At 70.9% G+C, this 22,711-nt stretch carries 22 protein-coding genes and 2 pseudogenes; 7 read left to right on the top strand and 17 right to left on the bottom strand.

The genetic code is table 11. The annotated features are described in order from the left end of the window. The first annotated feature begins 5 nt into the window (after nucleotides 1-5). Together ACYVL2_RS05810 and ACYVL2_RS05805 are read left to right on the top strand one after the other, a co-directional pair. Nucleotides 6-1,586: a spermidine synthase gene (locus ACYVL2_RS05810; protein ID WP_460541117.1), complete on the top strand. Its 1,581-nt coding sequence runs from the start codon at nucleotides 6-8 to the stop codon at nucleotides 1,584-1,586. A gap of 69 nt (nucleotides 1,587-1,655) precedes the next feature. Continuing rightward, nucleotides 1,656-2,087: a hypothetical protein gene (locus ACYVL2_RS05805; protein WP_460541115.1), complete on the top strand. Its 432-nt coding sequence runs from the start codon at nucleotides 1,656-1,658 to the stop codon at nucleotides 2,085-2,087. On the opposite strand, the gene ACYVL2_RS05800 is transcribed toward ACYVL2_RS05805, so the two are convergent. The 7 genes and pseudogenes from ACYVL2_RS05800 to ACYVL2_RS05770 form a co-directional block, all read right to left on the bottom strand. Beyond that, complete coding sequence (locus tag ACYVL2_RS05800) at nucleotides 2,088-2,612, bottom strand: VOC family protein (RefSeq protein ID WP_460541113.1); 525 nt, start codon at nucleotides 2,610-2,612, stop codon at nucleotides 2,088-2,090. It lies immediately after the preceding gene. A gap of 122 nt (nucleotides 2,613-2,734) precedes the next feature. Continuing rightward, nucleotides 2,735-2,947, bottom strand: a pseudogene (locus ACYVL2_RS05795) (RtcB family protein); the annotation flags it as partial. Nucleotides 2,948-2,978: 31 nt separating this feature from the next. After that, a complete protein-coding gene (locus tag ACYVL2_RS05790; protein ID WP_460541111.1) occupies nucleotides 2,979-3,887 on the bottom strand; it encodes an arginase family protein in 909 nt (302 codons plus the stop codon). A gap of 137 nt (nucleotides 3,888-4,024) precedes the next feature. Further along, nucleotides 4,025-4,948, bottom strand: coding sequence for a co-chaperone YbbN (locus ACYVL2_RS05785; RefSeq protein ID WP_460541109.1), 924 nt, complete (start codon nucleotides 4,946-4,948; stop codon nucleotides 4,025-4,027). Nucleotides 4,949-5,011: 63 nt separating this feature from the next. Then, nucleotides 5,012-5,488, bottom strand: a complete 477-nt coding sequence (gene rnhA / locus ACYVL2_RS05780; protein ID WP_460541107.1) for a ribonuclease H family protein — start codon at nucleotides 5,486-5,488, stop codon at nucleotides 5,012-5,014. 10 nt (nucleotides 5,489-5,498) lie between these two features. Beyond that, nucleotides 5,499-6,080, bottom strand: a complete 582-nt coding sequence (locus ACYVL2_RS05775) for a TMEM165/GDT1 family protein (RefSeq protein ID WP_460541105.1) — start codon at nucleotides 6,078-6,080, stop codon at nucleotides 5,499-5,501. Nucleotides 6,081-6,097: 17 nt separating this feature from the next. Beyond that, nucleotides 6,098-7,321 carry an MFS transporter gene (locus ACYVL2_RS05770; RefSeq protein ID WP_460541102.1) on the bottom strand — a complete coding sequence of 408 codons (1,224 nt, stop codon included), beginning with the start codon at nucleotides 7,319-7,321 and terminating at the stop codon, nucleotides 6,098-6,100. 68 nt (nucleotides 7,322-7,389) lie between these two features. On the opposite strand from ACYVL2_RS05770, the gene ACYVL2_RS05765 reads away from it, so the two are divergent. Next, nucleotides 7,390-8,544 carry an ROK family protein gene (locus tag ACYVL2_RS05765; protein ID WP_460541100.1) on the top strand — a complete coding sequence of 385 codons (1,155 nt, stop codon included), beginning with the start codon at nucleotides 7,390-7,392 and terminating at the stop codon, nucleotides 8,542-8,544. Nucleotides 8,545-8,598: 54 nt separating this feature from the next. On the opposite strand, the gene araA is transcribed toward ACYVL2_RS05765, so the two are convergent. From araA to ACYVL2_RS05740, 5 genes and pseudogenes are all read right to left on the bottom strand, one after another. After that, complete coding sequence (gene araA, locus ACYVL2_RS05760; RefSeq protein ID WP_460541098.1) at nucleotides 8,599-10,095, bottom strand: L-arabinose isomerase; 1,497 nt, start codon at nucleotides 10,093-10,095, stop codon at nucleotides 8,599-8,601. Between the two features lie 6 nt (nucleotides 10,096-10,101). Continuing rightward, nucleotides 10,102-10,794, bottom strand: coding sequence for an L-ribulose-5-phosphate 4-epimerase (locus ACYVL2_RS05755; RefSeq protein WP_460541096.1), 693 nt, complete (start codon nucleotides 10,792-10,794; stop codon nucleotides 10,102-10,104). Between the two features lie 65 nt (nucleotides 10,795-10,859). Continuing rightward, nucleotides 10,860-12,524: a ribulokinase gene (gene araB, locus ACYVL2_RS05750; RefSeq protein ID WP_460541094.1), complete on the bottom strand. Its 1,665-nt coding sequence runs from the start codon at nucleotides 12,522-12,524 to the stop codon at nucleotides 10,860-10,862. A gap of 189 nt (nucleotides 12,525-12,713) precedes the next feature. Next, entirely contained in the window at nucleotides 12,714-13,769 is a 1,056-nt protein-coding gene (locus tag ACYVL2_RS05745) for an NAD-dependent epimerase/dehydratase family protein (protein ID WP_460541092.1), read from the bottom strand. Nucleotides 13,770-13,869: 100 nt separating this feature from the next. Beyond that, nucleotides 13,870-14,277 (bottom strand): annotated as a pseudogene (locus tag ACYVL2_RS05740) (DUF2267 domain-containing protein); the annotation flags it as partial. A 155-nt stretch (nucleotides 14,278-14,432) separates the two neighbouring features. Between ACYVL2_RS05740 and ACYVL2_RS05735 the strand changes: the two are divergent. Further along, nucleotides 14,433-15,278, top strand: a complete 846-nt coding sequence (locus tag ACYVL2_RS05735; RefSeq protein ID WP_460541090.1) for a Rossmann-fold NAD(P)-binding domain-containing protein — start codon at nucleotides 14,433-14,435, stop codon at nucleotides 15,276-15,278. A gap of 3 nt (nucleotides 15,279-15,281) precedes the next feature. Here the strand turns inward: ACYVL2_RS05735 and ACYVL2_RS05730 are convergent, their stop codons facing one another. The 4 genes from ACYVL2_RS05730 to ACYVL2_RS05715 all read right to left on the bottom strand — a co-directional run bounded on the left by ACYVL2_RS05730 (nucleotide 15,282) and on the right by ACYVL2_RS05715 (nucleotide 18,859). Next, entirely contained in the window at nucleotides 15,282-15,815 is a 534-nt protein-coding gene (locus ACYVL2_RS05730; RefSeq protein ID WP_460541088.1) for a DUF3618 domain-containing protein, read from the bottom strand. Continuing rightward, entirely contained in the window at nucleotides 15,812-16,276 is a 465-nt protein-coding gene (locus ACYVL2_RS05725; protein ID WP_460541086.1) for a phage holin family protein, read from the bottom strand. The genes ACYVL2_RS05730 and ACYVL2_RS05725 overlap by 4 nt, the downstream gene beginning before the upstream one ends. 23 nt (nucleotides 16,277-16,299) lie before the next feature. Then, nucleotides 16,300-16,647 (bottom strand): plasmid stabilization protein, encoded by a 348-nt coding sequence (locus tag ACYVL2_RS05720; RefSeq protein ID WP_460541084.1) that lies wholly within the window; start codon nucleotides 16,645-16,647, stop codon nucleotides 16,300-16,302. A 103-nt stretch (nucleotides 16,648-16,750) separates the two neighbouring features. Further along, a complete protein-coding gene (locus ACYVL2_RS05715) occupies nucleotides 16,751-18,859 on the bottom strand; it encodes a catalase (protein ID WP_460541082.1) in 2,109 nt (702 codons plus the stop codon). Nucleotides 18,860-18,997: 138 nt separating this feature from the next. Here ACYVL2_RS05715 and ACYVL2_RS05710 point away from each other — a divergent pair, with 138 nt between their 5' ends. From ACYVL2_RS05710 to ACYVL2_RS05700, 3 genes are all read left to right on the top strand, one after another. Beyond that, complete coding sequence (locus ACYVL2_RS05710; protein ID WP_460541080.1) at nucleotides 18,998-20,359, top strand: cytochrome P450 family protein; 1,362 nt, start codon at nucleotides 18,998-19,000, stop codon at nucleotides 20,357-20,359. Between the two features lie 100 nt (nucleotides 20,360-20,459). Next, a complete protein-coding gene (locus ACYVL2_RS05705; RefSeq protein ID WP_460541078.1) occupies nucleotides 20,460-20,885 on the top strand; it encodes a CBS domain-containing protein in 426 nt (141 codons plus the stop codon). 92 nt (nucleotides 20,886-20,977) lie between these two features. After that, nucleotides 20,978-22,162, top strand: coding sequence for a zinc-dependent alcohol dehydrogenase (locus ACYVL2_RS05700; protein ID WP_460541076.1), 1,185 nt, complete (start codon nucleotides 20,978-20,980; stop codon nucleotides 22,160-22,162). Here the strand turns inward: ACYVL2_RS05700 and ACYVL2_RS05695 are convergent. Beyond that, nucleotides 22,152-22,640 (bottom strand): DUF4383 domain-containing protein, encoded by a 489-nt coding sequence (locus ACYVL2_RS05695; RefSeq protein ID WP_460541074.1) that lies wholly within the window; start codon nucleotides 22,638-22,640, stop codon nucleotides 22,152-22,154. The two genes, ACYVL2_RS05700 and ACYVL2_RS05695, sit on opposite strands and share 11 nt — an antisense overlap. Nucleotides 22,641-22,711: the final 71 nt, after the last annotated feature.

Genomic DNA, 22,711 nt, shown 5'->3' with positions numbered 1-22,711 from the left:
CCGAAGTGACCTCCCAGGCCGCCCTCGAACCGACGCGGCCCGCGTCTCGGCGGGTCCGGACGGCCCGGGCCGGGCTGCTGGCGACGGTCTTCGTGGTGGCCGCGTGCGGCCTGGTGTACGAGCTCGCGCTCATCACCCTCGGCGCCTACCTCGTCGGGAACACCGCGACCCAGGCGTCGATCGTGCTGAGCGTCATGGTCTTCGCGATGGGCCTGGGCGCCCTGGCGGCGAAACCGCTGCAGCGGCGCCCGGCCCTGTCGTTCGCGGTCATCGAACTCGCGCTGGCGCTGCTCGGGGGCTTCAGCGTCCTGCTGCTCTACGCGGCGTTCGCGTGGACTCCGTTGTACAACCTCCCGCTGGTGGCCGTCGCCGCCGCGATCGGACTGCTGGTGGGCGCCGAGATCCCACTGTTGATGGAACTGCTGCAGCGCATCCGCGAGCAGGCGGCCGGTTCGGCCGTGGCGGACCTGAACGCCGCCGACTACCTCGGCGGCCTCCTCGGCGGGCTCGCGTTCCCGTTCCTGCTGCTGCCGGTGTTCGGGCAGATCCGGGGGGCGCTCCTGGTGGGCGCGGTGAACGCCGTCGCCGGCGTGGTGCTGGTGCTCGTGGTCTTCCGGGGGGACCTGACCAGGATGCACCGGATCCTGGTGGCCCTCTCGGCCGGGGCGATCGCCGTCCTCCTGGGGGCGGGTTTCGTGTACACCGACCGGTTCGAGGTGATGGCCCGCCAGGCGCTCTACTCGTCTCCGATCGTCTACAGCGAGGACACCCGCTACCAGCAGATCGTCATGACCGAATCGATGTCGCCGTTCGGGGAGACCGATTTCAGGCTGTACCTCAACGGCGACCTACAATTCTCCTCTGTAGACGAATACCGCTACCACGAGGCGCTGGTCCATCCGGTGATGAACGGACCGAGGAAGGACGTCCTGGTGCTGGGCGGCGGCGACGCGCTCGGGCTGCGCGAGATCCTGCGGTACGACGACGTCGGTTCGGTGACTCTCGTGGACCTGGACCCGGCGGTGACCGAGCTGGCGCGCGAATTCGACGACCTGGTGGAGCTCAACGGCGACGCCTTGGGCGACCCGAGGGTGCGGGTGGTGAACGAGGACGCCTTCACCTGGCTGCGGGAGCGGGCGGCGCGGTACGACGTGATCGTGGTGGACATGCCCGACCCCGACGCCACCGAGACGGCCAAGCTGTACTCGGTCGAGTTCTACTCGATGGCGACCGACCGCCTGAACGCCACCGGACGGATGGTCGTCCAGGGCGGCTCCCCGTACTTCGCGCCGAAGACGTACTGGACGGTGGCGGCGACACTGGAGGAGGCAGGTTACGAGCCGACGCCGTACCAGGTGTCGGTGCCGTCGTTCGGCGACTGGGGGTTCCACGCCGTCGCGGCCGACGGGACGGCCCCGGACCTGTCGCTGGACGACTCCGTCGGGCCGTTCCGGTCCCTGACGCCGGAACTGCTGCAGGCGGCCCAGGTCTTCGCGCCGGATCGGGCCAGAATGGACATGGAGCCGTCGACGCTGATGCATCCGGTCATCCTCGACCACGTGCGGAGCGAGTGGCGCCATTACTGATCGGACGGTCGATTCGAACGATGGACCGATGACCACCTCACCCGAGGCCCACGAACCATAGGAGCGTTCATGAACCCCGCCCGACCCTCGCAGCCGGCCGGCATCATCAAGGTCCGCTACAAGCCCTACGTCGGCGTGCTGTACATCGCCGCCGCCGCGCTCATGACCGGGAGCGGGCTGCTCGCCCTGGTCCAGAACACGTTCTCGCCCGTCTGGCTGATCGTCGGCCCGTTCCTGCTGGTGGCGGGCATCCTCTCGCTGTTCAATCCCTTTCTGACCTTCGATGTCACCCAGGGCAACCTGTACATGCACGGCCCCCTCGGCAACAAGGTCCGCACCTACGGCGCGGCGAAGGGCGAGCGGCTCTACTTCGACGGCGGCGAGGTCATGCGCGTGCGCCAGGACGGCTCGCAGAAGAGGATCGGCACCGGATCGGGCAGGGCCGAGGAGGTGCAGCACCTCAAGCAGACGCTGTGGTCGCTGCAGAACCGGGCCCGCTGATCAGTCTTCTGAAGGCTTGACGAGTTTCGCGCCGCGACGGCGCATCTCGTCGCGCAGGGAGTCCTGGACGTAGGTCGTCGCCTCCCGGTACGAGGGCTCGTCCCAGCGCCGGACGGCCTCCTGCTCGTCGACCTCTTCGACGCGCTCCTGGATCCACCAGATGTTGCCCCACGGGTCGGCGACCCTCGCGACCTTGTCGCCCCAGGCCAGCAGCGTCGGCTCGGTGACCGGCTCGCATCCGGCCTCGAGCATGTCGTCCATGGTGGCCTGGCAGTCCTCGACGTAGAGCCGCAGATACGCGGGTGTGACCGGCCAGTCCTCCTCGGAGTCGAAGACCATCACGACCGCGTCGCCGATCCGCGCCTCGGCGTGCGCGACCGTCCCGTCCTCGTTGTTCACCCGCCCGGTCTCCTCTGCGCCGAGCGTGCCGGTGATGAAATCGAGGAAGTCGGCCGCGCCGCGAACGATGATCCACGGGGTGACGGTCGTGTAGCCCTCGGGGAGGATCGGGATTCGCTCTTCCATCGGTCGCTTCCTGTCCGAGTCGTTCCGGCTGGACACTACGACTTCCCGGTCCGGCCCGGCGGCAAACGCGTCCTCCGGTCGGGCCCCGCGGGAGCCCGATCGGAGCGGCGACTCAGCCCTTAGGCGGCCGGAATCTCGTCGACCACGCCGCCGTCCTTGCGGCATTCGACTCCTTCGGTCTGGGCGACGAGGCCTTCGGCGGTGAACCGCTTCCTGGCCGCGCTCCGGCTCTTCCGGCGGCCAGCGCCGTGGGAGGCCGGCTCGAACGCCGCCTCGTCGCCGAGGCCGCGCACGATGAAGCTCGAGGCGCCCATCGAGCCGGGACTCAATGCGACGATGGCGGTTTAGCAAAGGTGAGCAGTAGGCCTACTGCAGCGCTTCTACGAGCATGTCGGCGAGGGAGCGGGCGTATTCGCCGTCGGGGTCGTAGTCGGGGTCGAAGACCGTCAGGTCCATGCCGGCGCAGCGTTCGTCGGCGGCGCAGGTGGCGATGATCTGGCCGAGTTCGCCGATCGAGATGCCCCCGGGGGCCGGGCCGTCCACGGCGGGCATGACCGACGGGTCGAGCACGTCGGCGTCCACGTGCAGCCAGAACGTGGCCACGTCGCCGACCGCCTCGAGCGACCACTCGGCTGAGCGGCCGACGCCGCCGGCGCGCAGGCCCGGCACCGTCTTCACCGACACGCCGGTGGCCTCGAGCTCGACCCGGTGCGGGTCGTCGGCGCGCAGGCCGAGGACCACCAGGTGGTCGGTATCCACATACGGACGCAGGCCGCCGATGTCGGTGAGGTCCGGCTGGCCTCTTCCGGTGGCCAGCGCGAGTTCCTCCGCCGCGGCCGCGCCGACGTACTTGGAGTTGCCGGGGTGGCGGAAGTCCGAGTGCGCGTCGACGAAGACGAGTCCTCGGCTGTTGCCGTCGCGTTCGCTGCGGCGCCGGGCGGCCAGGACCGGGCCGAGGAGGACCGAGCAGTCGCCGCCGAGGACGAGCGGGAACCGCCGCTCGCGCCACAGGCGTTCGATGCGGTCGGCGAGCTGCCTGGTGTAGTCGGCGATCGCCTTGGCCTGTCCGACGCCGTCGCCGGGCCGCCACCCGGAGGCGTCGAACCGGGGCGGGGTGAGGCAGCCGGCGTCGATGGCGTTGAGGCGCTGGACGATGCGGTGGTCGCGCAGTGCTCCGGGGGCTTTGGCGCAGCCGGGGACGGTGTGGGGCGTCGGAGGGCGCAGTCCGAGGTTGGACGGCGCGTCGAGGACGGCGACGCGTTTGGATCTGGTCACCACCGACGCTCACCTCCCGGGCACGGCGGTGCCGTCGAGCCGTTCGTCGGCGCGGCACCGCCAGGCCAGCTAATCACAACCGGCGCTTCGGCACCAGGAGCGGCGTGGTATATGTCACTTGCCTTGTGAAAGGTGCCCTAGAAGAGGACGGCGCTGAGCTTGCGGCGCGCTTTGGAGACGTCCGGATCGTCCGGTCCGGCGATGGAGAAGAGCTCGACGAGGCGTTTGCGAACGCGTTCGCGCTCGTCTCCGCTGAGTCGGGCGATCTGCTGGATCAGGCGTTCGTATGCGGCCTGGGCCTGGCCGGAGAGCATCTGGAGGTCGGAGGCGGCCAGCGCGGCGTCGACGTTGGCGGGGTCCGCGTCGGCGATGCGGATCGCGTCCTCGGGCAGGGCCCCGGCGCGGCGGAGGAGGCGCACCTGGGCGAGCCCGGCCTCGGCCTCCCCGGAGCCGGGGTTGTTCTTGAGGTACTTGTCGTAGGCGGTCTCGGCGGCGTCGAGGTTGCCGTTGACCAGGTGGTCCTCGGCGGCGGCCAGTTCGGGGTCCACCTGCTCGGGCACGTCGACGCCGGCGGACTTGGCGAGCCCGGCGATCCACTGGCGCAGTCCCTGCTCGGTCTGGTGGCCTTGGACGAGGTCGACCGGGCGTCCGCCGGCGAAGGCGACCATGGCGGGGATCGACTGGAGCTGGAGGGCGGCGGCGAGCTGCTGGTTGGACTGGACGTCCGCTCTGGCGAGAGTCCAGGCGCCGGCGTCGGCCTGGGCCAGTTGCTGGAGCAGGTCGCGCTGCTGGACGCTCTCGGGCGACTGTTCGGCCCAGAACACGACGACGACGAGCGTGTTCAGGGACCGTTCGAGGACTTCGCTCTGGATGGTCGCGTCCGTGATGTCCACGGCGACGAGACCGCCGGCGGCCGGGCCCGCGGGTGTACCGCCGACGGCGCCCGCGGGGGCCTGCTGCTGGGCGGGCCGGGCCGGGGCGGACTGCTGCTGCTGCCGCTGGGCGAGGGCGCTCAGGTCGACGGCGCTGCCGGAGAATCGTGACGGTACGTTGTCGCTCATGCTCGCAATTCTTCCATTCCGGTTGGTCACCTGCTACTCGGGCTGAAGACCGTGTGGCGCCGGTCAGGGCCGGGTCCGCGCGGTGGCGGCGGCCTCGTCGCGGCCTTTGACGGCGAGCGTGTCGGCCCGCTCGTTGCCGGGGTCGCCGGCGTGTCCGCGGACCCAGTGCCAGTCGACGTGGTGCCGTTCGGCGGCTTCGTCGAGGCGGCGCCACAGGTCGGCGTTCTTGACCGGCTGCTTCTGGGAGTTCAGCCAGCCGTTGCGCTTCCAGTTGGTCATCCAGGCGGTGATGCCGTTGCGGACGTATGAGGAGTCGGTGTAGATGTGGACTCTCATGGGGCGTTTGAGGGTCTCGAGGGCCTGGATGGCGGCCATGAGCTCCATGCGGTTGTTGGTGGTGACCGCTTCGGAGCCGTAGAGCTCCCTCTCGTGCTCGCCCCATTTGAAGTACACGCCCCAGCCTCCGGGTCCGGGGTTGCCTGCGCAGGCGCCGTCGGTGTAGATGACGGCGGTGTCTTCGTAATCGTCCGTTTTCGGCATGATGGCAAGCCTATCCCGCGAGGGCTCGGACGGCTTCGATGCCCAGGATCAGGCCGAGGACGATGAAGATCGCGGCCGCGCCCCAGCGGAGGTACTTCTCGGCGATCTTCGTGGAGACCCAGGCGCCGGCGAAGACGGCGAGGAGGTCGGCGGCGACCATGCCGGCGGTGGCGCCGAGCCAGACGCCCCAGGGGTTGTACTGGCTGCCGAGTCCGATGGCGAACAGCATGGTCTTGTCGCCGAATTCGGCGAGGACGATCGCGCCGATGACGGTGAGCACTCCGGATTTGCGCTCTTTTATCCGGTGGGCTCCGTCGTCGTCTTCGCCGCGCAGGCTCCAGAGTCCGAAGCCGATGAACAGGACGGCGGCGCCGAGGGTGATCCAGTCGGTAGGCAGCAGGCTGCCGGCGGTGGCGCCGATGCCGACGGAGACGCCGAACAGCAGCGCGGTGGCGATGACCAGGCCGGTGACGACGCTGCTGAGCTTGTATCGGGCGGCGAACGACAGGGCCATGAGCTGGCTCTTGTCGCCCATTTCACCGACGAAGACGACGCCGAAGCTGAGCGCCGCGGCGGCTAGGAAGGCTTCCATCGGAGCTCATCCTCCAGTCAGGGCGCCGAGCGGGTGGCACCGGCCGGTTCGGGAAGTGACGCGCGTTGCCGCCCGGGTAGGAGTTGCCGCATGATCGCCGGGCCGGCCGCGGCGATGAAGACGGCCAGGGCGGCAGGGACCAGGAGGCCGACGGTGAGGTCGGTGGCTTCGGCGATGTAGCCGATCGCGGCCGGTCCGAGGAGGAGTCCGGTGGAGCCGGACATGGAGATGAGGGCGAGGTGGGAGGGCGATCCTCCGGCTTCGCCCATGGCGCTGAAGAGGACGGGGACGAGGACGGCGATGCCGGAGCCGGCGAGCAGCCAGCCGGCCCACGCGAGGGGGAGGCCGCCGGCCGCGCCCGACACGAGGACGAGGGCGTAGCCGGCGGTGGCGGCGGCGCCGGACCACAGCAGGGCGCGGCCGGGGCCGAGTCGGGAGCGGATCGGGTCGCCGGCGAGGCGGAAGGCGGTCATGGCGCAGGCGAAGACGGTGTAGGACAGGGGCGCGAGCGCGGGGTCGGCGTCGAGGACACGGGCGGCGTGGAGGCCCGCCCAGTCGATCGCGCCGGACTCGATGAGGTGGCTGCCGAGGCCGAGCACGAACATGGCGGCCAGCAGCACCGGGCCGATGCGGACGGTTCTCGCCGGAGCGCCGTCGCCACCGGCCGGGCGGCCCGGCGGCGGCAGCAGCGGCCTGGTGAAGACGGCGAACAGGGCCGTGCAGGCGATCGCGGTGGCCACGAGCATGGACTGGCTGCCGAGCCCGGCGGTGAGGCCGAGGGAGGTGAGGGCCCCGGCGGCGGCGCCGCCGAGGCTCCAGAAGCCGTGGAAGGATGAGACGATGGGGCGCCGGTAGTGGCGTTCGAGTTCGACCGAGTGGGCGTTGAGGCCGACTTCGACGAAGCCGACTCCGACGCCGTAGACGACGGCGGCGAGCAGGAGCGTCTCGTAGCTCGGGGCGAGGGCGGGGGCGATGAGGACCAGCTGGGTGAGCGGGCCGGTGAGCTCGAGCATTCGTCTGGTGGTGATCCGGTCGGCCAGTTTCCCGGCGGCGAACATGGTGGCGACGGCGACGAGCTGGATGAGCAGCAGTGCGGTGCCGAGACGGGCCTCGCCGAGGTCGAGGCGCGCGTCGACCGAGGGCAGGGCCGCGGCCCAGGCGCCCATGACGAACCCGGAGGTCGCGAAGGCGCCGAAGACGCCGATTCGGGCTCGTCGCAGGGTGGTGGTGTCGGGGTGCATGTCCGTCCTCGCATCACATTTTTTGTTCTCGGCGAGAACATAACATGGGGACTGACATAATGCCAGCCATGCCGACGATGACGAGCGCCGACCTCCGCGTCCACAACCAGGTGCGGCTGCTCCGCGAGGTCCATGACGCCGCCGAGCCGCTCACCCGGGCCTCGGCGGCACGCAGACTCGCCATCGGGCGCAACACCGCGGCCTCCATGGTCGGCGAGCTCGAGGCCGCCGGCCTGCTCCACGAAGTCCCCGCCGAGGCGGGCGGACGCGGCCGCCCCACCACCCTCCTGCTCCCCCACCCCGACGGCCCCGTGGCACTGGCCGCCGACATCCGCGAGGACTCCTGGACGCTGGCCCGCATCGAACTCGGCGGCGCGCTGTCGGTCCTGGAGACCGGCGACCACGACCGCACCCCGGCCGTCTTCGCACAGATCCGCGAGGCCGTGGCCGCCCACGCGGACGAGCGGCTCGCCGCGCTCGGCATCGCCATCGCCGGACCGATCCGAGACGGCCACCGCCTCCACATCTCCCACCTGGGCTGGGACGAAGTCGACCTGGAAGACCACATCGGACCCGCCTGGCCGACGACCGTGGTCGCCAACGACGCCAGACTGGCCGGCCTCGCCGAGGCCCGGCGAGGCGTCCTGCGCGAGGTCGGCACGGCCCTGCACTTCCACATCGACTTCGACATCGGCGGCACCCTCGTCCTCGGCGGCGACTCCCAGCGCGGCGCCCACAACATCGCCGGCGAGTTCGGGCACATGCCGCTGACCGGGTCACCGCTGCGGTGCATGTGCGGCGTCCGCGGATGCTGGAGCCTCGATGTGGGAGCGAACGCGCTCATGCGGCACTTCGGGAAGGAGCCCGGCTTCGGGGCCGGGCGCGGCTTCGGACGCGAGGTGCTCCGCCGCGCCGCGGCCGGCGAGACCGAGGCGGCCAAGGCCGTCGACGCGAACGCCGCGGCCCTCGGCACCGGCCTCGGGGCGCTGGCGAACGCGCTCGACCCGGAGGCCGTCAGCCTCTCCGGGCTCGGCGTCGACCTGATCCGGCTGCGACGCGGCCTGATCGAGGAGCGGTGCGAGGCCGCGCTCATGGAGTTCCGGCGCGCCGATCCCCCGCGCATCGTCGAAGGGACCGTCGGCGAGATCGGACCGCTCAGGGGCGCGGCCGAGGTCGCCTTCGACGCGGTCCTGACCGCCGAATGGCTCGGCGAACGACTTTGAGGCGCAGATGCAAGGGGCGGGCGCGTTTCGCCCGCCCCCTCAATGAGTCGCGCGCTAGACGCCGCCCTCCAGGTGGTAGTAGACCTGGTTCCAGCGCAGCTGCTGCTTGAAGTCGCGGGCGGTGGTGCCCTCGCCGATGGTCACCAGCTCGATGCCGGCGATCTCGGCGAAGTCCTCCATCACCTCGCGGCCGAAGGCCATCGTGTACGAGGTGTGGTGCGGTCCGCCCGCGGTCAGCCAGGACTCGGCCGAGGTCGCCAGGTCCGGCTTCGGTTCCCACACCGCGCGCGCCACCGGCAGCTTCGGCAGGTCCTCCTCCGGCTCCACCGTCTCGACCTCGTTGGCCACCAGGCGCAGCCGCGTGCCCAGGTCCATCAGACCCACCGCCAGCGCCGGTCCGGGCGGGGCGGTGAACACCAGGCGCACCGGGTCCTCGCGGTCGCCGATGCCGAGCGGGTGGATCTCGCAGCGCGGCTTCGCCGCGGCGATCGAGGGGCACACCTCGAGCATGTGCGCCCCGAGGATCTGCGGGGACTCGGCGCCGAGGTTGTAGGTGTAGTCCTCCATGAAGGAGGTGCCGCCTTCGAGGCCGGTGCTCATGACCTTCATCAGCCGCACCATCACCGCGGTCTTCCAGTCGCCCTCGCCGCCGAAGCCGTAGCCGTCGGCCATCAGCCGCTGCACGGCGATGCCCGGCAGCTGCTTGAGCGCGCCGAGATCCTCGAAGGTGTCGGTGAAGGCCTTCGCGCCGAGCTCCTCGAGGAAGCCGCGCAGGCCCAGTTCGATGCGGGCGGCGTCGCGCAAGGACTCGTGGCGCTCGCCTCCGGCGCGGAGCTCGGGGACGACGTCGTAGAGCTGCTCGTACTCCTCGACCAGGCCCTTGACCGCCTTGTCGTCGACCTGGGCGACGCGGTCGGCCAGGTCGTTGACGCCGTAGGTGTTGACCTGGACGCCGAGCTTGATCTGGGCCTCGACCTTGTCGCCCTCGGTGACGCCGACCTGGCGCATGTTGTCGCCGAAGCGGACCAGCGTGAGGTGCTGGGCCTCGTGCCAGCCGAGGGCCGCGCGCGTCCAGTCGCCGATGCGCCGCTGGACGGTCGGGTCCGACCAGTGCCCGACGACGGTCTTGCGGCGGTTGCGCATCCGGGTGAGCATGTAGCCGAACTCGCGGTCGCCGTGGGCGGCCTGGTTCAGGTTCATGAAGTCCATGTCGATGTCGGCCCAGGGCAGGTCGACGTTGTGCTGTGTGTGGAGGTGCAGCAGGGGCTTCTGCAGCACGCCCAGCCCGGCGATCCACATCTTGGCCGGCGAGAAGGTGTGCATCCAGGTGATCACGCCGATGCACCGGTCGTCGGAGTTGGCCTCCAGCATGACCTGGCGGATCGCGTCCGGCCCGGTCAGCACCGGCTTGGCGACGATCCGGACCGGGACGGCGTCGGACCCGTCGAGGCCGGCCGCGATGTCCGCGGCGTTGGACGCCACCTGCTCGATGGCCTCCTCACCGTAGAGGTGCTGGCTGCCGGTGACGAACCACAGTTGCTTGGCTTCCATTGCTTCTTACTTCTCCTCGCCGGGTGCCGGCTGCTGGCCGTAGACGTTCTGATAGCGGTCGTAGAGTTTGTCGATGTGCTCCGGGGCGATCGGCACCGGTTCGCCGAGCTGCCTCGAGAGGTGGACGGTGCGGGCCACGTCCTCGGCCATCACCGCGGCCTTGACCGCGGCCTTCGGGTTCGCGCCGATGGTGAACACCCCGTGATTCTGCATGATCACCGCCGGGGAGCGGTGGTCCCGCAGCGTCTGGACGATGCCCCGGCCGATGTCGTCGGAGCCGATGAGCGCGAACGGCCCCAGCGGGATCTCACCGCCGAACTCGTCGGCCATGGCCGTGAGCACGCACGGGATCGGCTCGGCGCGGGCGGCCCACGCGGTCGCGTAGGGGCTGTGGGTGTGGACCACGCCTCCGACCTCGGGCATGTTGCGGTAGACGTACGAGTGGCTCTCGGCGTCGCTGGACGGCTTGAGGTCGCCGTCGAGGACCTCGCCGTCGAGGTCGGTCACGACCATCAGCTCGGGGCGCATGTCGTCATAGGACACGCCGCTGGGCTTGATGACGACGATGTCGGTGCCCGGGACTCGCCCGGAGACGTTGCCGCTGGTCCAGGTGACCAGGCCCCAGCGGAGCAGCTCGGCGTGCAGGGCGCACACCTCGGACTTCATGGCCTCGACGGCCTCGGTGGTCTTGAAACTCATCAGGGTTCACTCCGGTTGCGGGCACGGCGTCGAGGCGCCGGGTCTTTCCAGTTGCGGGGTTCGGGTCACTTCGCGGCCTCGTCGGCGATCCGGTGCAGCCGGTGCAGGGCCTCCGAGCCGCCGCGGCCGAAGTGGTCGTGCAGCTCGGCGTAGACGGCGTAGAGTTCGTCGTAGGCGTCGGCGCGGGCCGGGTCGGGCTCGTAGGCGTGCCGTTCGACCTTGCCCATGGCCTCGGCGGCGGCGCGGATGTCCGGGTAGGCGCCGGCGGCGACGGCGGCGTGGATCGCCGAGCCGAGCGCCGGACCCTGGTCCGAGGTGAGGACCGTGATCGGCCGGCGCAGGACGTCGCTGTAGGTCTGCATGAGCCAGCGGTTCTTCAGCAGGCCGCCGGCGGCGATGAACTCCTCGATCGGAACGCCGGACTCGACGAGGGTCTCGACGATCATCCGGGTGCCGAAGGCGGTCGACTCTACCAGCGCCCGGTAGATCTCCTCGGGCTTGGTGGCCAGCGTCAGGCCGAGCACGACGCCGGAGAGGTCGTGGTCGACCAGGACCGAGCGGTTGCCGGAGTGCCAGTCGAGGGCGACCAGGCCGTGCTCGCCGACGCTCTGGCGCTCGGCCAGCTCGGTCAGGTGCTCGTGGATCGACATGCCGCGTTCGGCGGCGGCCTCCTGGTAGGAGCCGGGCACGCAGTTGCGGGTGAACCAGGCGAAGATGTCGCCGACGCCGGACTGGCCGGCCTCGTAGCCCCACAGGCCCGGGACGATGCCGTCGCGCACGACTCCGCACATGCCGGGGGCTTCGGTCAGGTTCTCGCCGTTGACGACGTGGCAGGTGCTGGTGCCCATGATCGCCACGAACTGGCCGGGGCCGACGGCCTTGGCGGAAGCGGCGGTGACGTGGGCGTCGACGTTCCCGATCGCGACGGTGGTGCCCTCGTTGAGGCCCGTCCAGGCCGCGGCCTCGGCGGTCAGCCCGCCGGCGCGGTCGCCGAGGGCCGACAGCGGGTGCTCGAGCTTCTCGGTGAAGTCGGCGAAGTCGGGGTTGAGCGCGGAGAGGAAGTCCCGGCCGGGGCGCTTGCCGTCCTGGTAGATGCCTTTGTATCCGGCGGTGCAGATGTTGCGGGTCTCCTTGCCGCACAGCTGCCACACGATCCAGTCGGCCGCCTCGATCCAGCGTTCGGCGCGCTCGTAGAGCTCGGGGTCCTCCTCGAGCAGCTGCAGGCCCTTGGCGTACTCCCATTCGCTGGAGATCTTGCCGCCGTAGCGGGCCAGCCAGTCGTCGCCGCGCTCGGCGGCGAGCGCGTTGATGCGGTCGGCGTGGGGCTGGGCCGCGTGGTGCTTCCAGAGCTTCGGCCAGGCGTGGGGGCGGCCGGCGAACTCCTCGATCTCGCACAGGGGGGTGCCGTCGGCGGTGGTCGGCAGGACGGTGCAGGCGGTGAAGTCGGTGGAGATTCCGATGACCTGGTCGGCGCTCACGCCTGCGGCGGCGAGGGCCTCGGGGACGGCGTGCCGCACGACGTCGCGCCAGTCGTCGGGGGATTGCAGGGCCCAGCTTCGGGGCAGGCGGAGATCGGTCCCGGGGAGGGTCTCCTCGATGCTGCCGTGCCGGTAGACGTGCTCGGCGCTGGCGAGCTCGCGCCCGTCGGCGACGGCGGCCACCACTACTCGGCCGGAGAGGGTTCCGAAGTCAATCCCGATAGCAACGGCATCCTGGTCGCTGCCGGTCATTAGGCCTCCTTGAGTGGTCCACAGGTCGTGTTGACCGTTAACACTGGCATAAAACGGACAGCGTTCCGGTCGTTGCTCGTTGGTGAATCTCCCACAACCTAACTCATTCGAGCCCGTGAGACCACAGGCGGGAGGCCCGGCGCCCGCGTATCGGAACACCGTTGCCCCATGGAGTGTGATGAGGGTCTCTCAGGAACGCCTGCCGACTCCCGTGGCGAGCTCGCGGAGCCGGCCGCCCTCGACCTTGGAGCGCAGCGGCGGGGTCTCCATGCCCTCGCCGGTCTGCAGACCCTCGATGAACTCCCGGAAGGCCTCGTCGGCGGAGTGGTGCGAGACCCAGCCCAGCTCCTCGCGGACCCGCGAGGTGTCCATGACCGGCAGGCGGTCGAGCACGTCGAGCAGCTGCGGGGGGACGGGCACGAGCCGAGCCCGGTAGGCGGCGGCCAGCGAGGCGCGCGCGGCGGCGAACGGCATCGGGACGGGCCTGGCGCCGAGCAGCGCGGCGATGGAGCGCATGTCCATCTCCGACTCCCCGGCGACGTTGAAGGCGCCGGAGGCGGTGCCGAACAGCGCCGAGCGGAAGACCTCGGCGAGGTCGTCGGCGTGGACGGCCTGGAGCCGCACGCCGTCGACCACCGGCATTGCCGGAACGGTCCGGGACCGCACCAGCCGGCCGGGCAGGAAAGGGCCGGCGAACAGGCGGCGCTGCTCGGCGGCCGCCTTGCGTTTGAAGACGAACGCCGGGCGGATCCGGACCGTCCGGGTCTCCGTGTGGCGCGACTCGAACAGGTCGAGCAGCCGCTCCACATAGGCTTTCTCGCGGGTGTAAGCGGCGCCCGGCCATCCGTCGGTCGGCCACGACTCGTCGACCGGTCGGTGGTCGACCCGTGGCGAGTAGGCGCCGATCGACGAGCTGTAGACCAGCGACTTGGCCCCGGCGCGCGCGACCGCCTCGAACACCCGCTTGCTGCCGATCACGTTGGCGCGCCACGTGGTGACCGGGTCGCGCATCGGCTGGAGCAGCCATCCGAGGTGGACCACGGCGTCCCGGTCCGCGAACAGGGCGTCGAGGTCGTCCTCGGCCAGGTCCGCGGCGGCCCAATCGGTCTTGGGCACCGACCACTCGGGCACCCGTCTGGCGATCCCCAGTATCGAGTCGACCCGGTCGTCCCCGGAGAGGGCGCGGACCAGGCTGGTGCCGATGTTGCCGGTGGCGCCGGTGACGGCGATGCGCATGCCATTCATGGCGCCCGTGTACCCGATCGGCGCGGACCTAATCGGGATTCTGCGGGGTCCAGTCCCTGGGCGGGGCCTGGCTCTGCGACCGCCCGTCCGGCTCGGCCTCGTGCAGCCGACCGGAGGCGCCGGCGTCGATGAGCGGGCGCAGGTCCTCCGGCAGGCTGTCGTGGACCTTCTCCATCACTCCGCCGGTGGTCGCCTGCGAGACCATCTCGAGCACCACGCGGCTGTGGTAGGTCGCGTCCGGCTCGTCGGTGTGCTCGCGCTCGGCGACCCGGTGCACGAACTCGTCGAATCCGAAGTGCTGGCCGGTGCCGCTCTGGTCCGAGGCCATGGACCGGCGCAGGTGCTCGCCGATCTCCGGCGGCAGCTGCGAGGCCAGCTTGTTCGCCAGGTGGTCGGGAATGCGCTCGCCCAGGGTCTCCAGCGTGGCCCTCGTGGCGCCCTCGGCCGCGCCGCGACTCGGCAGGTGGGCGCGGTCCTGCACCTTCCCGATGAACTGATCGTGTTTCATGGCTCCCCCTTCGTTGACGCGAGGCGGGTACCCGCCGCCGTTGCGCCTACACGCCTTCACGACCGGGCAGGGTTAGCCGCCACGGCCAGGGGTATTCGGGCGCTCACGGCGCCGGCCGACCCGCGGCCGGGCCCGGACCTGAGAGGACTGAGCCGATGAGCAAGCCCGGACAGCGGCAGGAACCGCCCGGACGCACCGAGCGCATGCGTCCGGAGCCTCGCGATTCGATGGAGGACTACGAGGGGCGCGGACTCCTGCGCGGCAGCCGCGCGCTGATCACCGGCGGCGACTCGGGCATCGGACGGGCCGTGGCGGTCGCCTTCGCGAAGGAGGGCGCCGACGTGGCCATCGCCTACCTCGAGGAGCACGAGGACGCCGAGAAGACCGCGAAGCTGGTCGAGTCCCAAGGCCGCGGCTGCGCGCTCATCCCGGGCGACCTCGGCGACGGCGACCACTGCAGGAGCGTGGTCGACCAGGCGGTGCAGGCGCTCGGCGGCCTCGACCTGCTGGTCAACAACGCCGCCACGCAGACGCCGGTGGACGACCCGGCGGACCTCGGCGAAGACCAGTGGATGCGCACCTTCGACGTGAACATCCACAGCTTCTACCGCGTGACCACCGCCGCGCTCGCGCATCTCGGCGAGGGCGGCGCGATCGTCAACTGCGCGTCGGTGAACGGCCTGCGCGGACACAAGAAGCTCATCGACTACTCGGCGACCAAGGGGGCGATCATCGCCTGGACGTACTCGATGGCGCAGGCATTGGCGCCCAAAGGAATCCGAGTCAACTGCGTCGCCCCGGGACCGGTGTGGACGCCGCTGATCCCGTCGACGCTCGAAGAGAGCCACGTCGAAGGCTTCGGCGAGCAGACGCCGATGGGACGTCCCGCCGAGCCCGACGAGATCGCCCCATCGTTCGTGTTCATGGCCGCGCCGCGGCTCTCCTCGTACTACACCGGCGAGGTCATCGCGCCGTTGGGCGGCGAGACGATGCCGGGATAGCCGCTAACGGTGGGTCAGGCGCCGCAGGCCCTTGCGGCGGCGCGGCGCCAGGTCCGCGGCCGTCACGATGAGCTCGCGCCTGGCGTCGCCCATGCGGCGCACGCGCGTCCCGCTGCGAGGACGCCGGCCCCCGTTGCGGCGGTGGTTGCGCGACATCCGCCAGGCGAAAAGACCGGCGAAGGCGGCGCCGACTCCGGCCATGGCGACCGTGAACGGATGGCGCTTCGCCGGCGCGAACGGGCCCGTGGCCGACTGCCGGCGGGCCCTGGACTCGTCGTCGATGCCGAATCGGTGGCGAAGCTGGTCGACGTCGGAGTTGATCCGCTCGCGCGTGTGCTCAGCGTCGCGCCGGAGTTCCTCGGTCGTGCGGTGCTCGTCGGCCTCCTTGGCGGCCTCGGCCCAGCGCGCCTGCTCCTCGGCGCGCTCGGCCTCCGGCTCGACCTCCGGCGACTCGGAGGACATGCCCACTCCGGGCGGCGGCTCGACTCCGGGATGCGGAGGCACCGCTGCCTTCGGCGGCGTGTTCCACCCGCTCATGACTCCATCCTTCCCTGCATGGCCCGCACGTCGTCGCGGGCGCTGTCCATGGTCTCCTCGGGCACCGGCGGCACGGCGCGCCGCAGCCTCGCCCGCGCGATCAGCGCGGCGATCCCGGCCAAGATGAGCAGGGCGACGCCGACGGCCAGCGCCGCCAGCCAGGCCGGCCAGACGAGGGCGAGGGCGAACGCCGCGGCCGCGGCGAGCCCCGCGCCGCCGTAGAACGCGAGCACCCCGGCGAACGCGGCGATGCCGCCGCCGACGGCGCCTCGCTTGGCCTTCTCACCGACCTCGCGGGCGGCGAGCCGGGCCTCGACCCGGGCCAGGTGGGCGACCTGGGAGGTCAGGTCCCCGACGAGGTTCCCGACCGAGCGGTCGCGCTCCTCCCATCGCGCGGTGCCGGTGGTCTCGTGGTCCGAGCTGCGGAAGGTCATGCCCTCGGGATCGCGTCGAACCTCCATGTCCTCACCTCTTCCCGCCGGGCTCACTTGCGCTCGACGGCGCGTGCGAGCTCGTCCTTGTTCATCTTGGAACGGCCTTTGACGTCCTTGCGTCTGGCGTCTTCGTAGAGCTGGTCCCTGGTGCGGCCCTGCGGGCCCATTCGCTTGCCCGAGCGCTTCCCGCCGCGCTCGTACGCGGACTTGTCCTCGGTCGAGGTCTTGCTGGCCTGCTTGGTCTCGCCGGCCTGCGCCCGCTGCTTGTTGACGGTGCGGGCGGCGATCTCCTCGGCCCGGCCCTCGCCGGTGCCGCGCTCCTCGGCCTGGTCCCTGATGTGCTCGTACTGCCGCTCTTCCTTCTTCGTCCACTGGTCTCTGGGAGTGGTCCGCGGCATGTCAGTCACCTCCGTGCGGGTCCGGTCGTCGGTCTTCCACGGTGGACCCGTCAGTGCCCGGGTTCCCCGCCCTCGGCGGCGGAAACCTGGCGCCGGGCGGGCCCTAGGCCGGGACGTCCTCGGTGTCGCGGCTCCAGCAGCGGTGCTTCGCGACCTCGGCGGCGAAGGCGTCGAAGAACGCCCCCTGCAGCTGGTCGCCGGACGCGGTGGTGGTGACCACGCCGTTGTCGGTCACCGGGCCGGCCGACTCGGCGAAGCGGCCGGTCACCCCCGCGGCGCGCAGCAGGTCCAGGCCCGCGCCGAAACCGGCGACGGCCTTGGCGTGCTTGAACGCCTCGGTGATGAAGTGCATCGCGTAGCCGTCGCGGGAGAGGGTCGCGGCGCTGTCGGGCCCGCAGGGGGCGACGACGGCGTCGTAGAGCACCGACGACATGGTGTTCAGCGCCCGATCGGCGGTCACGTCGTTGCCGCCGACGCCTTTGACCAGGCCGTCGGCCGGCGCGAGGACCTCCGGCACGGCGCCCCGTTCGCGCAGGTCCGCGACCAGGCGCTGGACGCCGGCGCCGTCGACGCCGTCGGCGGCGAGCACGGCGACCTTGCGGGTGGCGACGGTCTCGACCGGGTCGGTCAGGATCGACAGCGCCGGCGAGGAGCGACCGTGGTTCGGGATCGCGGCCTCGCTGGGGACCTTCACGCCGATGCCCTCGGCGACTCGGGCGGCGAGATCGAGGTCGACATGGCGCAGTTCCTCGACCACCCGCCGCCTGATGGCCTTGTCGGTGACCTTGCCGAGTTCGAAGCGGAACGCGGCGACGATGTGCTCGGCCTCCGGCTCGGTCATCGAGTTCCAGAACAGGGTCGCCTGGCTGTAGAAGTCCTTGAAGCTCTCGGAGCGCTTGCGGATCTTGGCGCCCTCGACCTTCTCGGCGTGGTGCGTGTAGGAGCCCGGCTCGCCGGCGGCCGGATGGCCGCCGTCGATGCTGTTCTTGAAGTACGGGGCCCGCCCGGTGTGAAGTCGCTGCTGGCCGTATCCGTCGCGCTGGTCGTGGTGGACCGGGCAGACCGGCGCGTTGACCGGGATCTGCGCGAAGTTCGGGCCGCCGAGCCGGATCAGCTGCGTGTCCAGGTAAGAGAAGTTCCGGGCCTGGAGCAGCGGGTCGTTGGTGAAGTCGATGCCGGGCACCACGTTCGCGGTGTGGAAGGCGATCTGCTCGGTCTCGGCGAAGAAGTTGTCGGGATTGCGGTGCAGCGTCATCTTCCCGACCGGTCGGACGGGGACCTCCTCTTCGGGGATGAGCTTGGTGGCGTCGAGCAGGTCGAAGTCGAACTTGAACTCGTCCTCCTCGGGCACCAGCTGCACCCCGAGCTCGTACTCGGGATACATGCCCTCCTCGATCGCGTCCCACAAGTCGCGCCGGTTGAAGTCGGGGTCCTTCCCGGCGATCTTCTGCGTCTCGTCCCACACCAGCGAATGGGTGCCGAGCATCGGCGTCCAGTGGAACTTGACGAACGTGCCGCGGCCGTCGGCGTCCACGAGGCGGAAGGTGTGGACCCCGAAGCCCTGCATCATCCGGTAACTGCGCGGCAGCGCCCGGTCGGACATGAGCCACATCATCATGTGGAGGGTCTCCGACTGCAGGGACACGAAGTCCCACAAGGTGTCGTGCGCCGAGGCGGCCTGCGGGATCTCGTTGTGCGGCTCCGGTTTGACCGCGTGGACGAAGTCGGGGAACTTGATCCCGTCCTGGATGAAGAACACCGGCATGTTGTTGCCGACCAGGTCGTAGTTGCCCTGGTCGGTGTAGAACTTGGTGGCGAAGCCGCGGACGTCGCGGACGGTGTCGGCCGAGCCGCGGGAACCGGCCACGGTGGAGAACCGCACGAACGTCGGCGTGGCGACGCCCGGATCGGTCAGGAACCGCGCGGTCGTGTAGTCGGCCAGCCAGGAGTCGTACGGCTGGAACTCGCCGTAGGCGCCCGCGCCGCGGGCGTGGACCACTCGCTCGGGAATGCGCTCGTGGTCGAAGTGGGTGAGCTTCTCACGGAAGTGGAAGTCCTCCATGAGGGTCGGTCCGCGCTCGCCGGCCGCGAGCGAGTCGTCGGTGTGGTCGACCCGCACCCCCTGCTGCGTGGTGAGCGCCGTCTCCTCATCGTGGACTCTGGCGTTCTCGAGCTGCTCGTCCTTCGGGTCGCGAGCGGGTTCGTGGGCCATGGCGGAACTCCTCAGTGTGTCGCGGTCACGGCGGAAGCGGCGGATACCCGGGCTCACCAGGGGTGAAACCGCGCTTGCCGGAGCCGGTCGGTTTCCTCGGCGCGCCGCCGGGTACCTCCCGGGCGGAGGTGAGTCACCATGACCGAGGCCACGCACCGTCCCGGATGGACGGCGGCCCCGTCGCGAGCGAGCCTGAGCGAGTCACTCCAGGTGGCCGGCCGGGTGGTGGTCCCGACGTTGGCGGCCGGGGTGATCAAGCGGCGGCCGCTGGCGATGGCGCTGGCCGAACGGTTCCAGGTCGACCGCTCGGCGATCCGGCTGCTGCAGCGCCTGCGCGCGAAGCACGGTCCGGGTCCGCTGGTACTGCGCGTCGGAGGCAGGACGGTGGCGCTGCCGCTGTCCGGCGGCGACGTGGCACGCCTGTTGGAGGACACGCCCGACCTGTTCACCACCGACACGCTCGAGAAGCACGCGGCGCTGTCGAAGTTCCAGCCGCACGGTCTGCTGCTCTCGCGGGGAGAGGACCGGGAGCGGCGCCGCCGGTACAGCGAGGCGGTCCTCGACGAGCCCCGGCCGCTGCACCGGCTGGCCGGCGACATGCTCGCACCGATCCTCCAGGAGTGCGACGAGCTGACCGAGGCCGCGGACCGGCGCGGCTCCCTCACCTGGCGCGACTTCGAGCGAACGTGGTGGCGGATCGTCCGCCGCGTGGTCTTCGGCGACGAAGCACGGGACGACCGCGAACTCATCGGACTGCTGGACTCGCTGCGCCGCAGCGGCAACTGGCTGTTCCTCTCCCGCAGGCGCGCCCGGACCCGCGAGGCGCTCCATGCGCGGCTGCGCCGCCACATCGCCGACGCCGGCGACGGGACCTTGGGTTCGGCGCTCGCCGAGGCCGCGCACGGACCGCGGGACCGCCCCGAGGACCAGGTGGCCCACTGGCTGTTCGCCTTCGACGCCGCCGGCATCACGCTCCCTCGCACGCTCGCGCTCCTGGCGGTCCACCGCCGGCACCGCCTGGCCGCTCAACTCGAGCTGGCCTCCTCCGGCGAGGAGGGCCCCGAGGAGCTGCCGTACCTGCGAGCGTGCGTGCTCGAGACGCTGCGGCTGTGGCCGACCACGCCGCTGCTGCTGCGCGACGGCACCGCCGAGACCGACTGGGGCGGGGCCACCCTGCCGGCCGGCACCGGATTCATGATCTACACGCCCCTGTTCCACCGCGACGGCGAACGCCTCGACTACGCCGACGAGTTCCGCCCGGAGGTGTGGACCGACGGGACCGCGCAGGAGGAGCCGTCGCTCGTGCCGTTCAGCGGCGGCGCCGCCCGCTGCCCGGCCCGCAACCTGGTGCTGTACTGCCTCAGCACCGCTCTGGCCCGGATCCTCCGCGGACGCGAGTACCGGCTCGCCTCCGACGGCCCGCTGTACTCCTCGCGGCCCGTCCCGGCCACGCTCGACCCCTTCGGGCTCGAATTCGTCCCGGCCCCGAGCGGCCCGTGAGGAATCAGAGCCGACGCGCATATATTCGTCCCGCGGCGGGTAGCCAGGTCGCGGACGCCCCGAAAGGGCCGTCACTTCGATCCGAGAGGAGTTGGCGCTGATGGCAACCGCACGCGACATCATGCATCCGAACACGATCTGCGTACAGAGCCATGACACGGCGGCCAACGCCGCCCGGCTCATGGCCGAGAACGACATCGGTGCACTGCCCATCTGCGACGCCGAAGACCGGGTGATCGGCATGTGCACCGACCGGGACCTCGCCGTCCAGGTCATGGCCGCCGGATTCGACGCCGAAAGCTACGAGATCGGCGACCTGCCGCAGTCGCACACCCTCATCCTCGCCGAACCCGACGAGGACGCCGACGCCGTCCTGGGACGCATGTCCGAGGAGCAGGTGCGGCGTGTGCCGGTGGTCGAGGACGGGCGCGTCGTCGGCATCATCGCGCAGGCCGACGTGGCACGGCAGCTGCCCGAGCCGGTCGTCGGCGAACTCGTCGAGTCGGTCTCCGAACCGACCGGCTGAACAGACCAACACCGGGGAAAGACCGCCGGCTCGGCGCGGGCTCTGGGGGGAGGCCTCGCCGGGCCGGCGGCGCTATTCGGGGAGGAAACCCCATGAAGGCAGTGATCTGGAAGGGCCGCAAAAGCGTCGGGGTGGCCGACGTGCCCGATCCCGAACTCCGCGAGCCGACCGACGCGATCGTCCGGGTGACCTCGACGGCCATCTGCGGGTCGGACCTGCACCTCTACAACGTCCTGGCCGAATACATGGAGCCGGGCGACATCCTCGGCCACGAGGCCATGGGCGTGGTCGAGGAGACCGGTTCGGAAGTCACCCACGTCAAGCCCGGTGACCGGGTCGTGATCCCGTTCAACATCGCCTGCGGATCGTGCTGGATGTGCGAGCGCGGCCTGACCTCCCAGTGCGAGACCACGCAGATGCGCGAGGCCGGCAAGGGCGGCAAGCTGTTCGGCTACACCTCCCTGTACGGCTCCGTGCCCGGGGCCCAGGCCGAGCTCCTGCGCGTCCCGCAGGCCCACTTCGGGCCGATCGGCGTCCCCGACGAGTACACCGACGAACGCTTCCTGTTCCTCTCGGACATCCTGCCGACCGCCTGGCAGGCGGCACGGTACGCGGACGTCGAGAAGGGCGGGACCGTCGCCGTGGTCGGACTGGGACCGGTCGGCCAGTTCTGCTGCCGCGTCGCGGCCTACTTCGGGGCGAGCAAGATCATCGGCGTCGACACCGTCCCCGAGCGTCTGGCGCTCGCCGCGCGGTACGGCGTCGAGGCCGTCGACACCGACCGGCCCGAGGAGGTCGCCGAGCGGATCCGCGACCTCACCGACGGACGCGGCGCCGACTCGGTGATCGACGCGGTCGGCATGGAGGCGCACGGCTCACCGGTGCGCGAATGGCTCCAGCAGCGCGTCGACCTGCTCCCCGACCCGGTCGGCAGCCAGGTCGCCGAATCGGTCGGCACCGACCGGCTCGAGGGCATGATGACCGCCTTCGACGCCGTACGCCGCGGCGGCACCGTCTCCATCGTCGGCGTGTACGGCGGTCAGGCCGACCCGATGCCGATGATGGATCTGTTCGACAAGGGACTGACCATCCGCATGGGCCAGTGCAACGTCAAACGGTGGATCGACGAGATCTGGCCGGCGCTGCTGAACGACTCGGACCCGCTGGGCACCGAGGACCTCGCCTCGCACCGGATGCCGCTGGCCGAGGCCGAACGCGCCTACCGGATCTTCAACGACAAGGACGACGGCTGCGTCAAGGTCGTGCTCAAACCCTAGACGCGTCGCCGCCGAGGGAGCTGTGGGCGGTCGGCGTCCGGCGCATCACGAACAGCAGCACCAGCATCAAGATGCCCAGACCGAAGTGCAGCAGGTCGTCGGCGGTGTTCATCGGCAGGAAGTTCGCCGCGTCCTCGCCGCTGACGAACAGCCCGTAGACGCCCAGCAGCAGGTACAGCAGGCCGCCCGCCGCCAGGAACATGAGCGCGCCCCGCAGGAACCACGACATGAACGCGCCCACCAGGCCCAGCACGATGTGGAAGACGTTGTGCAGCACCGACACCTGGAACAGACCCAGCAGCATCGCGGTGGACTCGTGCCCGGCGAACTCCATCCCGTCGTAGTTCGTCGTGATGCCGGGGAGGAAGCCCAGCACACCGATCACGACGAACCCCAGCGCCACGATCACCGTCGCGTCCTGCACCGGGGTGACCTGCCCGCGCATGCGTCGGAATCCGGATTCGGGAGTCCTCGTCATCGTCGTGCCCTCCTCATGGCGCGCGCTGCCGGCCGGCCGCGATACACGGCCCGGCCCCGGTCGACACCGGA

Source organism: Glycomyces halotolerans (genome assembly GCF_054779575.1).
This window is presented reverse-complemented; position numbering and strand designations above follow the sequence as displayed.

Bases quoted from the DNA above. Each gene is read 5' to 3' on its own strand.
- ACYVL2_RS05805 (WP_460541115.1), top strand. From the start codon at position 1,656: ATGAACCCCGCCCGACCCTCGCAGCCGGCCGGCATCATCAAGGTCCGC.
- araB (WP_460541094.1), bottom strand. From the start codon at position 12,524: ATGACCGGCAGCGACCAGGATGCCGTTGCTATCGGGATTGACTTCGGA.
- ACYVL2_RS05800 (WP_460541113.1), bottom strand. From the start codon at position 2,612: ATGGAAGAGCGAATCCCGATCCTCCCCGAGGGCTACACGACCGTCACC.
- ACYVL2_RS05720 (WP_460541084.1), bottom strand. From the start codon at position 16,647: ATGCCGCGGACCACTCCCAGAGACCAGTGGACGAAGAAGGAAGAGCGG.
- ACYVL2_RS05770 (WP_460541102.1), bottom strand. From the start codon at position 7,321: ATGCACCCCGACACCACCACCCTGCGACGAGCCCGAATCGGCGTCTTC.
- ACYVL2_RS05745 (WP_460541092.1), bottom strand. From the start codon at position 13,769: ATGAATGGCATGCGCATCGCCGTCACCGGCGCCACCGGCAACATCGGC.
- ACYVL2_RS05775 (WP_460541105.1), bottom strand. From the start codon at position 6,080: ATGGAAGCCTTCCTAGCCGCCGCGGCGCTCAGCTTCGGCGTCGTCTTC.
- ACYVL2_RS05715 (WP_460541082.1), bottom strand. From the start codon at position 18,859: ATGGCCCACGAACCCGCTCGCGACCCGAAGGACGAGCAGCTCGAGAAC.
- ACYVL2_RS05765 (WP_460541100.1), top strand. From the start codon at position 7,390: ATGCCGACGATGACGAGCGCCGACCTCCGCGTCCACAACCAGGTGCGG.
- ACYVL2_RS05785 (WP_460541109.1), bottom strand. From the start codon at position 4,948: ATGAGCGACAACGTACCGTCACGATTCTCCGGCAGCGCCGTCGACCTG.
- rnhA (WP_460541107.1), bottom strand. From the start codon at position 5,488: ATGCCGAAAACGGACGATTACGAAGACACCGCCGTCATCTACACCGAC.
- ACYVL2_RS05705 (WP_460541078.1), top strand. From the start codon at position 20,460: ATGGCAACCGCACGCGACATCATGCATCCGAACACGATCTGCGTACAG.
- ACYVL2_RS05725 (WP_460541086.1), bottom strand. From the start codon at position 16,276: ATGGAGGTTCGACGCGATCCCGAGGGCATGACCTTCCGCAGCTCGGAC.
- ACYVL2_RS05695 (WP_460541074.1), bottom strand. From the start codon at position 22,640: ATGACGAGGACTCCCGAATCCGGATTCCGACGCATGCGCGGGCAGGTC.
- ACYVL2_RS05700 (WP_460541076.1), top strand. From the start codon at position 20,978: ATGAAGGCAGTGATCTGGAAGGGCCGCAAAAGCGTCGGGGTGGCCGAC.
- araA (WP_460541098.1), bottom strand. From the start codon at position 10,095: ATGGAAGCCAAGCAACTGTGGTTCGTCACCGGCAGCCAGCACCTCTAC.
- ACYVL2_RS05735 (WP_460541090.1), top strand. From the start codon at position 14,433: ATGAGCAAGCCCGGACAGCGGCAGGAACCGCCCGGACGCACCGAGCGC.
- ACYVL2_RS05710 (WP_460541080.1), top strand. From the start codon at position 18,998: ATGACCGAGGCCACGCACCGTCCCGGATGGACGGCGGCCCCGTCGCGA.
- ACYVL2_RS05730 (WP_460541088.1), bottom strand. From the start codon at position 15,815: ATGAGCGGGTGGAACACGCCGCCGAAGGCAGCGGTGCCTCCGCATCCC.
- ACYVL2_RS05755 (WP_460541096.1), bottom strand. From the start codon at position 10,794: ATGAGTTTCAAGACCACCGAGGCCGTCGAGGCCATGAAGTCCGAGGTG.